The organism is Shinella sp. M27, assembly GCF_049199905.1.
In the GTDB taxonomy this organism is placed as follows: Bacteria; Pseudomonadota; Alphaproteobacteria; order Rhizobiales; family Rhizobiaceae; genus Shinella.
In genome coordinates, this window is the sequence record NZ_JBLZPK010000007.1 from 156,008 (window position 1) to 167,324 (window position 11,317).

Genomic DNA, 11,317 nt, shown 5'->3' on the forward strand with positions numbered 1-11,317 from the left:
CCGCCGCCCGCCTGCCGGCCAATAACGATGTCATCTGCACGCTGCGCGATCCGCGCACGCCCGACATCGCCAAAGAGATCGACAACACCCGCTCGGCGGCCGCCATCCGCCTGTGGCTCGAGCGCATGGCCGGCTCCGTCGTTGCCATCGGCAATGCGCCGACCGCGCTGTTCTACCTGCTCGAGCTCCTGCGCGATGGCGCGCCAAAACCGGCGGCGATCCTCGGCATGCCCGTCGGCTTCGTCGGGGCGGCGGAATCCAAGGATGCGCTGGCAGACAATTCCTACGGCGTGCCCTTCGCCATCGTGCGCGGCCGCCTCGGCGGCAGCGCCATGACGGCCGCCGCTCTCAATTCGCTCGCACGGCCGGGAGTATGATGATGACGACAGGACGACTTTACGGTGTGGGCACGGGGCCGGGCGATCCGGAGCTTCTGACCCTGAAGGCGGTGCGGGCGATCGGTGAAGCCGATGTGCTCGCCTATTTCGCCAAGGCCGGCCGCTCGGGCAATGGCCGGGCGATCGTTGAAGGCCTGTTGAAGCCCGGCATGGTGGAGCTGCCGCTCTACTATCCCGTGACGACGGAAATCGACAAGGATCACGACGACTACAAGAGCCAGATCACGGCCTTCTACGATGCCTCCGCCGCTGCCGTGGCGGAGCACCTTGCCGCCGGCCGCACGGTCGCGATCCTGTCGGAGGGCGATCCGATGTTCTACGGCTCCTATATGCACCTGCATGTGCGCCTTGCCGACCGCTTCCCGACGGAAGTCATTCCCGGCATCACCGCGATGTCCGGCTGCTGGTCGCTGTCGGGCCTGCCCATCGTGCAGGGCGATGACGTGCTCTCCGTCCTGCCGGGCACGATGCGTGAGGAAGAGCTGTCGCGCCGGCTCGGCGATACCGAGGCGGCCGTCATCATGAAGGTTGGCCGCAACCTGCCAAAAATCCGTCGGGCGCTTTCGGAAGCCGGTCGTCTCGGTGAGGCCGTCTATGTCGAGCGCGGCACCATGGCGACGAGCAAGTCCATGCGCCTTTCGGAAAAACTCGACGACACCGCGCCCTATTTCTCGCTCGTGCTCGTGCCGGGCTGGAGCGCGCGGGCATGACCGGCAAACTCTTCGTCATCGGCACCGGTCCCGGCAATCCGGACCAGCTGACGCCGGAAGCGCTTGCTGCCGTCGCCGCATCGACCGAATTCTTCGGCTACTTTCCCTATATCGACCGGCTGAACCTTCGGCCGGACCAGATCAAGGTCGCTTCCGACAACCGCGAGGAACTGAACCGTGCGCAGGCAGCTCTGACGCGGGCCGCCGAAGGCGTCGACGTTTGCGTCGTCTCGGGCGGCGATCCCGGTGTCTTCGCTATGGCGGCCGCTGTCTGCGAGGCGATCGATGCTGGGCCGGAGGAGTGGAAATCGGTCGATCTGACGGTCGTGCCGGGTGTGACCGCGATGCTCGCCGTCGCCGCCCGCATCGGCGCGCCGCTCGGGCATGATTTCTGCGCCATTTCGCTGTCGGACAATCTCAAGCCCTGGGATATCATCGAAAAGCGCCTGCGTCTGGTGTCCGAGGCGGGTCTGGTGATCGCGCTCTACAACCCGATCAGCAAGGCGCGACCCTGGCAGCTCGGCCGGGCCTTCGAGATTCTGCGCGAGACCTTGCCGGCCACGACGCCCGTCATCTTCGGCCGCGCCGCCGGCCGGCCGGATGAGCGCATGCTGGTCATGCCGCTGGGCGAGGCCGAGGCCGACCGCGCCGACATGGCGACCTGCGTCGTCATCGGTTCGCCGGAAACCCGCATCATCGCCCGCCCCGGCCTGGCTGACCTCGTCTATACGCCGCGTTTCCTGAAGGACGCGAGCAGATGATCGGCGAGCCGCAGCGCATCCTCGACCGTTTCGGCTCGGTGGTCGTCCGCGACCGCCGGCCGCTCGATGAGCAGGACGGGCAGGCCGAGAAGGCGCGCGGCGACGATCTTTCCCCGCGTGGCCTCGCCGCCGGAATTCTTGCTGACGACCACATCGATCCTGTGGGCGCGCAACAAGGCGATCTCGTTTTCGACGGCGAAGGGGCCGCGGGCGAGCAGGTATTGTGCATCGGGCACGTCGAGCGGCGGATCGACGGGATCGACGCTGCGCACAAGGTAATGATGCTGCGGGGCGGCAGCGAAGGCCTTCGCCTCCTGCCGGCCGATGGTGAGAAAGACACGGCGCGGCACCTCGCCGAGTGCCATTACCGCATCGGTGACCGAGGCGACGCGCGTCCAGCGGTCGCCGGAAACCTCTTCCCAGCCGAGCCGCTCCAGCCGCAGCAGCGGAATACCGGTTGCGGCGCTTGCCGTGCGGGCATTGGCGGAAATCTGTTTGGCGAAGGGATGCGTGGCGTCGATGACAAGATCGATCGCATGCGATGCAAGATGGGTGACAAGCCCCTCGGCGCCGCCAAAACCGCCCGTGCGTACCGGTACTGGCTGCGGTGCGGGATCGAGCGTGCGGCCGGCGAGCGACAGCGTGACGGCAAGGTCGGGGCGTTCCCCAAGGCGATCGGCCAGGTCGCGCGCTTCCGTCGTGCCGCCCAGAATGAGGATGCGTCGCTTGTCCACGCCTGATCGATCCCTTTTGCCCACCGCCCCTTGGCTTTCCATCGTCGGGATCGGCGAGGACGGTCTAGCCGGTCTCGGCGACGAGGCCAAGGCCGCGATCGGCCGCGCCGAGATCGTCTTCGGCGGCGCGCGGCATCTGGAACTGGCGGAAGCCGCTATCAGCGGTGAGCGCCACGGCTGGCTCAGCCCCTTCGAGCGCTCCGTCGAGGCCGTTCTTTCCGCGCGTGGGCGGCCGGTGGTCGTGCTCGCCTCGGGCGATCCCTTCTTCTACGGTGTCGGCGTGACGCTGTCGCGCCGCATTCCGCGCGCGGAAATGCGGGTCTTCCCCGCCCCTTCTTCGTTCAGTCTCGCGGCTTCGCGCATGGGATGGGCCTTGCAGGATACGGTCTGCATCTCCCTGCATGGCCGTCCGCTCGATCTCATCCGCCCGCATCTGCATCCCGGCAGCCGCATCCTCGCGCTGACCTCCGACAGCGATGGTCCTGCGGCGCTGGCTGCGTTGCTGTCTCAAAGCGGATTCGGGAACTCGGCGCTCACGGTTCTCGAAGCGCTTGGCGGTGCGCGCGAGCGGGTGAGCAGCCATCAGGCGCAAAGCTTCGCGCTTGCCGATGCCGACATGCTGAATGTCTGCGCGGTGGAGGTTTTCGCCGATAACGCGGCGGCGCGCGTGCTCGCCTTCACGCCGGGCCTCGACGACGGGCTTTTCGAGCATGACGGGCAGATTACCAAGCGCGAAGTGCGCGCTTTGACGCTTTCGGCCTTGGCGCCGAAGCGCGGTGAACTTCTCTGGGATGTCGGCGGCGGCTCCGGCTCTATCGGCATCGAATGGATGCTGGCCGATCCCTCGCTCCGGGCCATCGCCATCGAGGGGCATGCCGAGCGCGCGGCCCGCATCCGGCGCAATGCGCAGAATTTCGGTGTGCCGAGCTTCGTGGTCTTTGAGGGCATAGCGCCCGGCGCGCTCGAAGGCCTTGCAGCTCCCGATGCGATCTTCATCGGCGGCGGCGGCAGCGAGGCGGGGGTGATGGAGGCGGCGCTGGCGGGCCTGAAACCCGGCGGCCGGCTGGTCGCCAATGCGGTGACCACGGAGATGGAAGCGGTGCTGCTCGCCCACCACGCCCGGCTCGGCGGCGCGCTCACCCGCATCGATATCGCCCGCGCATCGCCCGTCGGGCAGATGACGGGCTGGCGGCCGGCCATGCCGGTCACGCAATGGAGCTGGGTCAAGCCGGCTAAACAGTTTGAGGACTAAGACATGACCGTTCACTTCATCGGCGCCGGCCCCGGCGCCGCCGACCTCATCACCGTGCGCGGCCGCGATCTCATCGGCAAATGCCCCGTTTGCCTCTATGCCGGCTCGATCGTCTCGCCGGAGCTTCTGCAATATTGCCCGTCCGGTGCGCGCATCATCGATACGGCCCCGATGTCGCTCGACGAGATCGAGGTGGAATATGTCCGCGCGGCTGCGGCGGGCGAGGATGTGGCGCGGCTGCATTCCGGCGATCTCTCGGTCTGGAGCGCCGTTGCCGAGCAGATAAGGCGGCTGGAAAAGAACGGCATCGCCTATACGATGACGCCGGGTGTGCCCTCCTTCGCGGCGGCGGCTGCAGCACTTGGCCGCGAACTCACCATTCCCGCCGTTGCGCAGAGCCTTGTACTCACCCGCGTTTCCGGCCGCGCCTCGCCTATGCCGAACCGCGAGACCCTGCAGGGATTTGGCGCGACGGGGGCGACGCTCGCCATTCACCTCGCCATCCATGCGCTCGACCAGGTGGTGACGGAACTCACGCCGCTCTACGGCGCCGATTGCCCGGTCGCGATCGTCGTCAAGGCCTCCTGGCCGGATGAGCGCGTGGTGCGCGGCACGCTTTCCGATATCGCTGCGAAGGTGGCGGAAGAGCCGATCGAGCGCACGGCGCTGATCTTCATCGGCCGCTCGCTGGCGGCGGAGGATTTTCGCGAAAGCTCGCTCTACGATCCCGCCTATCAGCGCCGCTTCCGCGGCCGCGACGGGTTTTAAGGCAGCATCACCTCGAAGGCACGCGCGGCCTTGGAGCGATAGCGCTCCTTGTGCCGCAGCAGTCGGAAGGCCCGTTCCGGCAGGGCGAAGCCGACGGGCATGAGCCTGCCGGCGGCGATGTCGTCCTCCACCACGGCAAAGGACACCGCCGTCAGCGCCCCGCCGCTCAGCACCGCGCTGCGCACCGCCTCGTTCGAGGGGAGCGACAGCGCCACATCCAGCGCATCCTCCCTCACACCATGATCGGCAAGCATCGCGGTCAGTGCGCTGCGCGTGCCGGAGCCGGGTTCGCGCAGCACCCACCGGGCTGTGGTCAGCATGGCGGCATCCGCCGGACGGCCGGCGAGCGGATGGCCTGACGGGGCGACGATGACCACGCGGTCATGGGCGACGATGCGCTGGGCAAGAGCGGGATGATCCACGATACCCTCGACGAAGCCGAGTTCCGCCTGCCCTTCGAGCACGGCGTCGGCCACCTGCTCGGTGTTGCTGGCGCCGAGCCTGATATCGATGGCCGGATAGTCCGCCTTGAAGCGCATCAGCCGCGGCGGCAGCCAGGAGCCGGCGACGGTCTGGCTGGCCGCAAGCGTCAGCATGCCGCGCTTCAGGCCGCCGATCTCGGTGAGGAAGAGGTCCGCGCCTGCCGCCCGCGCCAGCGTGGCCTTCGCCTCGGGCAGGAAGGCCGCCCCGGTCTCCGTGAGTTCGATGCGTCGCCCCGTGCGGTGGAACAGCGCGATGCCGTAGCGCTCCTCCAGCACGCGGATTGCGGAGCTGACGGCCGAGGGCGTGAGGTTGAGCGCCTCGGCCGCCTGGGTCAGGTGCTCGCGCTCGGCCACGGCGATGAAGATGCGGAGCTGTTCGAGCGTCATCATCTGTTCGATCCAATCGAATGAAATATGCGATATTTACCGATGGATCGAACGGATTTTCAAGCGCATTTTTGGCGCATGGAAAATTTGGTCAAGAATCTGAAGAATTTTGGAATTGCATCCCTGTTTCCGGGCGTGCTGCTCTCAGGACTGGTTTCCGGCCTCGCGCTCGTTGCGGAGCGGCTGGAAGTGTGGCTGACGGGTGGCGCCCGGGTCGAGGCGCTGGTGCTGGCGATCCTGATCGGCGCGCTTTGCCGTCTCACGCTGCACCGGGCTGCTTTGCTCGATCCCGGCATCGCCTTTTCGGCAAAGTATTTTCTGGAGATTGCCATCGTGCTGCTCGGCGCGAGCGTGAGTGCGGCGGCAGTGACGGAGATGGGCCTGCCGCTGATCGCGGCCATTGCGGTCGTGGTGGGCATCGCGCTCGTCGCAAGCTATGCGATCGGCCGGGGGCTTGGGCTATCCCGTCCCGTCGCGCTGCTCGTCGCCTGCGGCAATTCGATTTGCGGCAATTCGGCGATCGCCGCGACGGCGCCGGTCATCCGGGCGGATGCGGAGGATGTCGCCTCCTCCATCGCCTTCACCGCGGTTCTCGGCATGCTGACCGTGCTCGCCTTGCCGTTTCTGGTGCCGCTGCTCGGGCTTTCGGCGACGGGTTACGGCGTCATGGCCGGCATGACGGTCTATGCGGTGCCGCAAGTGCTGGCGGCCACCGCGCCGGTCTCCGCGCTCAGCATCCAGATCGGCACCTTCGTCAAGCTGGTGCGGGTGCTGATGCTCGGCCCGGTCATCTTCCTGCTGTCGCTCGCCTCGGGCAGGTCAAAGGGGAAACGCCCGGCGCTGCACCTGATGGTGCCCTGGTTCATCCTCGGTTTTCTCGCCCTGCTCGTTGCCCGCAGCGCCGGCCTCGTCGATGCCGCCTTGGCCGCGCGCATGAACGGCCTGGCGACGGTGCTGACGATCCTGTCGATGGCGGCGCTTGGCCTCGGCATCGACCTGCGCCGGGTGATGCGCGCCGGGCCGCGGGTGACGGCCGCGGTCGTGCTGTCGCTCGGCGTGCTCATAGCTGCGAGCTATGCCATGGTGCTGCTGCTCGACCTTGCGACGGCCTGAAAATCTCAGGCCGCGTTTTCCCGCGCGGTCGCCGGTATGTAGTTGAGGACCGGCCCCAGCCAGCGCTCGACCTCGTTGATCGCCATGCCCTTGCGCCGCGCATAGTCCTCCACTTGGTCGCGCTCGACCTTGGCGACGCCGAAATAGTAGCTTTCGGGCGCCGCGATATAGAGGCCGGAGACGGAGGAGCCGGGCCACATGGCAAAGCTCTCCATCAGCATCACGCCGATATCCTTTTCCGCATCGAGCAGGCGGAAGAGGGCCGTCTTTTCCGTGTGGTCGGGCTGGGCGGGATAGCCGGGCGCGGGGCGAATACCGATATAGGGCTCGCCGATCAGATCGGTCGGAGCGAAGGTTTCATTGGCGGCGTAGCCCCAGAGTTCCTTGCGCACGACTTCGTGCATGCGCTCGGCAAAGGCTTCGGCAAAGCGGTCGGCGAGCGCCTTGACGAGGATCGAGTTGTAGTCGTCGTTCGCCCGCTCGAAGCGTTCGGCAATGGCGATCTCGCCGATGCCGGCCGTGACGACGAAACCGCCGAGATAATCCGGTTTGCCGCTGTCGGCAGGCGCAACGAAATCGGCGAGCGCGACATTCGGCCGGCCGTCGCGCTTGGACAGCTGCTGGCGCAGCGTGAAGAAGGTGGCGAGTTCCCTGGTTCGCGTCTCGTCGGTGAAGAGCCTGATATCGTCGCCCACCGTGCCGGCCGGCCAGAAACCGACGACGGCCTTGGGCGTGAACCATTTCTCCGCGATGATTTGTTCCAGCATGGCCTGCGCATCGGCAAAAAGCTGGCGGGCGGCGGCGCCCTGCTTCTCATCGTCGAGGATTTTCGGATAGACGCCCTTCAGCTCCCAGGTCTGGAAGAAGGGGGTCCAGTCGATGTAGCGGGCAAGGTCTGCAAGGTCCCAGTCCTGCCAGACGCGGGTGCCGAGGAAGGACGGCGTCTTCGGCCGGTAGGCGGACCAGTCGGCCTTGAAGGCGTTTTCGCGGGCCTTGGCGAGCGGCAGACGCTGCTTTTCGGCCTCGCTTCTGGCATGGGCGTCGGCGACCTTGCGGTATTCCGCCTTCAGCGTCTCGACATAGCCCGGCTTCATCTCCGGCGACAGCAGGCTGCCGACGACGCCGACGGCGCGGCTCGCGTCGGTCACGTAAACGGTTTGGCCCCGGTCGTAGCGCGGATGGATTTTCACGGCGGTATGAACACGGCTCGTCGTCGCGCCGCCGATCAGGAGCGGGATGTCGAAGCCTTCGCGCTCCATTTCGGCGGCGACATGCACCATCTCGTCGAGCGAGGGGGTGATGAGGCCGGAGAGGCCGATGATATCGACCTTTTCGGCTTTCGCCGTCTCAAGGATCTTCGTTGCCGGCACCATGACGCCGAGGTCGATGATCTCGTAATTGTTGCAGGCGAGCACGACGCCGACGATGTTCTTGCCGATATCGTGCACGTCACCCTTGACGGTGGCCATCAGGATCTTTCCCGCGCTCTGCCGTTCGCCGCTGCCGCCATTGGCGCGCTTTTCGGCTTCCATATAAGGCAGCAGCACCGCGACGGCCTGCTTCATCACACGGGCGGATTTCACCACCTGCGGCAGGAACATCTTTCCTGCGCCAAAAAGGTCGCCGACGACGTTCATGCCGGCCATCAAGGGACCCTCGATGACGTGCAGTGGACGCTCCGCGTTCTGACGTGCTTCTTCGGTGTCTTCCTCGACGAATTCGGTGATGCCGTTGACGAGGGCATGTTCCAGCCGCTTCTCGACCGGCCATTCGCGCCAGGCGAGGTCGCGCTCCCGAGCCTCCTTGCCGGCCGCGCCCTTGAAGCGCTCGGCGATGTCGAGCAGGCGTTCGGTCGCGGTGCCGCCGGCCTTCGGCACGCGGTTCAGCACCACGTCCTCGCAGGCCTCGCGCAGGTCCGGTTCGATCGTGTCATAGACGGCGAGCTGGCCGGCATTGACGATGCCCATGTCCATGCCCGCCTGGATGGCGTGGTAGAGGAAGACGGCGTGCATCGCCTCGCGCACTGGCTCGTTGCCGCGGAAGGAGAAGGAGAGGTTGGAGACGCCGCCCGAGATATGGACATGCGGGAGGGTAGCGGTGATCTCGGCGGTCGCTTCGATGAAATCGACGCCGTAGTTGTCGTGCTCCTCGATGCCGGTCGCCACGGCAAAGATGTTCGGGTCGAAGACGATATCTTCCGGCGCAAGGCCGGCGACTTCGGTGAGCAGCGTGTAGGCGCGCGTGCAGATTTCCACTTTGCGCGCCTTCGTATCGGCCTGGCCTTTCTCGTCGAAGGCCATGACGACCACCGCCGCACCATAGGCGCGCACGAGCTTCGCATGTTGCAGAAAGGCCTCTTCACCCTCCTTCAGCGAGATGGAATTGACCAGCGGCTTGCCCTGCACGCATTTCAGGCCGGCCTCGATCACTTCCCATTTGGATGAGTCGATCATCACGGGAACACGGGCGATATCGGGCTCGGCGGCGATGAGGTTGAGATATTCCACCATCGCCTTGGCGGAATCGATGAGGCCTTCGTCCATGTTGATGTCGATGATCTGCGCGCCGTTCGCCACCTGATCGCGGGCGACGTCGAGAGCGGCCGCGTAGTCGCCCGCCGTGATCAGCTTGCGGAATTTCGCCGAGCCGGTGACGTTGGTGCGCTCGCCGACATTCACGAAGGGAATGGCTTCGGTCAGCGTGAAGGGTTCGAGGCCGGAGAGGCGCATGTGGCGTGGAATGTCGGGGATGGCGCGCGGCTTGTGGCGCGCGGCGGCTTCGGCGATGGCGCGGATATGGTCCGGCGTCGAACCGCAGCAGCCGCCGACGATATTGACCAGCCCATCGCGCATGAACCCTTCGATCTGGGCGGCCATCTCGTCCGGCGTCTCGTCATACTGGCCAAAGGCATTCGGCAGGCCGGCATTCGGATAGGCGCAGACGAAGGTTTGCGCCACGGAGGAAATCTCGGCGAGGTGGGCGCGCATGGCATTGGCGCCGAGCGCGCAGTTGAGGCCGATGGAGAAGGGGTCGGCGTGGCGCACCGAATTCCAGAAGGCCTCCGGCGTCTGGCCGGAAAGGGTGCGGCCGGAGAGGTCGGTGATGGTGCCGGAGATCATGACGGGCAACTCGATGCCCTTTTCCTCGAAGACCTCGCGCGTGGCGAAGATCGCGGCCTTGGCGTTCAGCGTGTCGAAGATCGTCTCGATCAGGATGATGTCGGCACCGCCGTCGATGAGGCCGCGCAGCTGTTCGGCATAGGCGATCCTGAGATCGTCGAAGGTCACGGCACGGTAGCCGGGATTGTTGACGTCGGGCGAGATGGAGGCGGTGCGGTTGGTCGGGCCGAGCGCACCGGCGACGAAGCGGCGTCGGCCGTCCTTTTGCTGGGCACGCAGGCCGGCGCGGCGGGCAAGGCGCGCGCCGTCGCGGTTCAGCTCATAGACCATGTCCTCCATGCCATAGTCCGCCTGGGCGATGGTGGTGGAGGAGAAGGTGTTGGTTTCCAAAATATCGGCGCCGGCGAGCGCGTAGCGATAGTGGATGTCCTCGATGGCGCCGGGCTGGGTCAGCGTCAGCAGATCGTTGTTGCCCTGCTGGTGGCAGGCGCAATCGCCGAAACGGTCGCCGCGGAAATCGTCCTCGAGCAGCTTCAGCGTCTGGATTTCCGTGCCCATGGCGCCGTCGAGCACGAGAATGCGTTCGCGGGCGGCGGCTTCGAGGGCGGCGCGGATCTCGCGACCGTCCCGCTTCGGCTGTTCGGGGCCGAACAGGTCGTCCAGGTGGGAAGTGGTGGCCATGGGGAAACCCTCCGATGCAGTATCGTCTGCATCGGAGTTCACATAAAGATATCTTTATGTCAATATATCTTTATGTGGTTTGGCCCTAGTGCATCGGTCCATTCGCCCCGGCAAGCGAGGCGAACAGCGCCTTGAGGCGGATGATGTCAGGGTCGGCGCTTTGGCAACGGGCAAGCTTGTCCACCTCCTTCAGCGCCTCGACCGGAAGATCGGCGCCGCGCGGCTGCCAGAGCAGCCAGGAGATGAAGACGGATTCCGGCTTGCCGGTACCGGACGGCTGGATATCGGTGAATTGATACATTCTTTTTCCCCAATCGAAAATTGGGGGATGACCGGACGCACGCTGCTGGAATTTCACCCAAAGGTGACAACAAGCGCACCCTTGGGACACCCCGCCCATGGACGTTACAGACGTGTCAGGGCAGGTCTCCTGGCTTGCGGGTCATTGCCTTTGTCTCGCCTTCCCGGTGGTTCACACCAGTGGCATGGAGCGACATCGGCTCGCCGTTCACAGTTGCGGGGGCAGCGCCGGTCTTGATCCTCCTTGGAGCATCGCACCGGCTTCCCTCTTAGCCTCCGAGCCGCATGCGACTCGGAAGACCCTGACGGCCGGAGACTGGCGTGACGCGGTAAGCAAGTCAAGGATGCGGGAACACGATGCACAGGCCCGGAACTTTTTTCTCAGCAATGCATTTGGGCTTCCGCCTGCCTCCTGCCCCTCGCTCGTCTCGCCGGCGAGGGCGTGATTCACCAAAACTGCAGATGAGGGCCAATGCAGAGCCATCCCGACACGCTGAGATGTTGCAAGTCTCTGTCCTTACGGCTAAAAAATGCCGTTTTCATGCACCACGCGGCCAGGATGCCAATCAGCGTGTCGCCTGAGCCATGTTCTTTCCGTCAGCGCCATGGGGG

General features: G+C 65.8%; 10 protein-coding genes and 1 riboswitch. Of the genes, 6 read left to right on the forward strand and 4 right to left on the reverse strand.

What is annotated here, in order from left to right; genetic code table 11:
• The 3 genes from ACOZK4_RS01925 to ACOZK4_RS01935 form a co-directional block, all read left to right on the forward strand.
• Positions 1 to 377, forward strand: a 377-nt coding sequence (locus tag ACOZK4_RS01925) for a precorrin-8X methylmutase (RefSeq protein WP_421590106.1), incomplete at its 5' end; no start/stop codon positions are given.
• On the forward strand, positions 377 to 1,108 hold the full coding sequence (locus ACOZK4_RS01930; protein WP_421590108.1) for a precorrin-2 C(20)-methyltransferase: 732 nt from the start codon (positions 377 to 379) through the stop codon (positions 1,106 to 1,108). The genes ACOZK4_RS01925 and ACOZK4_RS01930, both read left to right, overlap by 1 nt.
• Positions 1,105 to 1,869 carry a precorrin-3B C(17)-methyltransferase gene (locus tag ACOZK4_RS01935; RefSeq protein ID WP_421590109.1) on the forward strand — a complete coding sequence of 255 codons (765 nt, stop codon included), beginning with the start codon at positions 1,105 to 1,107 and terminating at the stop codon, positions 1,867 to 1,869. The genes ACOZK4_RS01930 and ACOZK4_RS01935 overlap by 4 nt, the downstream gene beginning before the upstream one ends.
• Here ACOZK4_RS01935 and ACOZK4_RS01940 read toward each other — a convergent pair.
• The gene (locus ACOZK4_RS01940) at positions 1,833 to 2,603 is read right to left on the reverse strand and encodes a cobalt-precorrin-6A reductase (RefSeq protein WP_421590110.1); all 771 of its coding nucleotides are present in this window, start codon (positions 2,601 to 2,603) and stop codon (positions 1,833 to 1,835) included. The genes ACOZK4_RS01935 and ACOZK4_RS01940 overlap by 37 nt on opposite strands.
• Between ACOZK4_RS01940 and cbiE the strand changes: the two genes are divergently transcribed.
• Together cbiE and cobM are read left to right on the forward strand one after the other, a co-directional pair.
• Positions 2,596 to 3,855, forward strand: coding sequence for a precorrin-6y C5,15-methyltransferase (decarboxylating) subunit CbiE (cbiE, locus tag ACOZK4_RS01945; RefSeq protein WP_421590111.1), 1,260 nt, complete (start codon positions 2,596 to 2,598; stop codon positions 3,853 to 3,855). The genes ACOZK4_RS01940 and cbiE overlap by 8 nt on opposite strands.
• A gap of 3 nt (positions 3,856 to 3,858) precedes the next feature.
• Entirely contained in the window at positions 3,859 to 4,623 is a 765-nt protein-coding gene (cobM, locus tag ACOZK4_RS01950; protein ID WP_421590112.1) for a precorrin-4 C(11)-methyltransferase, read from the forward strand.
• Here the strand turns inward: cobM and ACOZK4_RS01955 are convergent.
• On the reverse strand, positions 4,620 to 5,492 hold the full coding sequence (locus ACOZK4_RS01955; RefSeq protein WP_421590172.1) for a LysR substrate-binding domain-containing protein: 873 nt from the start codon (positions 5,490 to 5,492) through the stop codon (positions 4,620 to 4,622). The genes cobM and ACOZK4_RS01955 overlap by 4 nt on opposite strands.
• Positions 5,493 to 5,579: 87 nt before the next feature.
• On the opposite strand from ACOZK4_RS01955, the gene ACOZK4_RS01960 reads away from it, so the two are divergent.
• Entirely contained in the window at positions 5,580 to 6,605 is a 1,026-nt protein-coding gene (locus ACOZK4_RS01960; protein WP_421590113.1) for a YeiH family protein, read from the forward strand.
• 5 nt (positions 6,606 to 6,610) lie between these two features.
• Here ACOZK4_RS01960 and metH read toward each other — a convergent pair whose 3' ends face one another.
• Both metH and ACOZK4_RS01970 read right to left on the reverse strand, forming a co-directional pair.
• Positions 6,611 to 10,405 carry a methionine synthase gene (metH, locus tag ACOZK4_RS01965; RefSeq protein ID WP_421590114.1) on the reverse strand — a complete coding sequence of 1,265 codons (3,795 nt, stop codon included), beginning with the start codon at positions 10,403 to 10,405 and terminating at the stop codon, positions 6,611 to 6,613.
• An 85-nt stretch (positions 10,406 to 10,490) separates the two neighbouring features.
• Positions 10,491 to 10,706, reverse strand: a complete 216-nt coding sequence (locus ACOZK4_RS01970; protein WP_421590116.1) for a hypothetical protein — start codon at positions 10,704 to 10,706, stop codon at positions 10,491 to 10,493.
• 102 nt (positions 10,707 to 10,808) lie between these two features.
• A riboswitch (cobalamin riboswitch) is annotated at positions 10,809 to 11,025 on the reverse strand.
• Positions 11,026 to 11,317 lie beyond the last annotated feature (292 nt).

Excerpts from the sequence above, each read along its gene's own strand:
- ACOZK4_RS01930 (WP_421590108.1), top strand. The coding sequence starts at position 377 with ATGATGACGACAGGACGACTTTACGGTGTGGGCACGGGGCCGGGCGAT.
- ACOZK4_RS01935 (WP_421590109.1), top strand. The coding sequence starts at position 1,105 with ATGACCGGCAAACTCTTCGTCATCGGCACCGGTCCCGGCAATCCGGAC.
- cobM (WP_421590112.1), top strand. The coding sequence starts at position 3,859 with ATGACCGTTCACTTCATCGGCGCCGGCCCCGGCGCCGCCGACCTCATC.
- ACOZK4_RS01955 (WP_421590172.1), bottom strand. The coding sequence starts at position 5,492 with ATGACGCTCGAACAGCTCCGCATCTTCATCGCCGTGGCCGAGCGCGAG.
- metH (WP_421590114.1), bottom strand. The coding sequence starts at position 10,405 with ATGGCCACCACTTCCCACCTGGACGACCTGTTCGGCCCCGAACAGCCG.
- ACOZK4_RS01970 (WP_421590116.1), bottom strand. The coding sequence starts at position 10,706 with ATGTATCAATTCACCGATATCCAGCCGTCCGGTACCGGCAAGCCGGAA.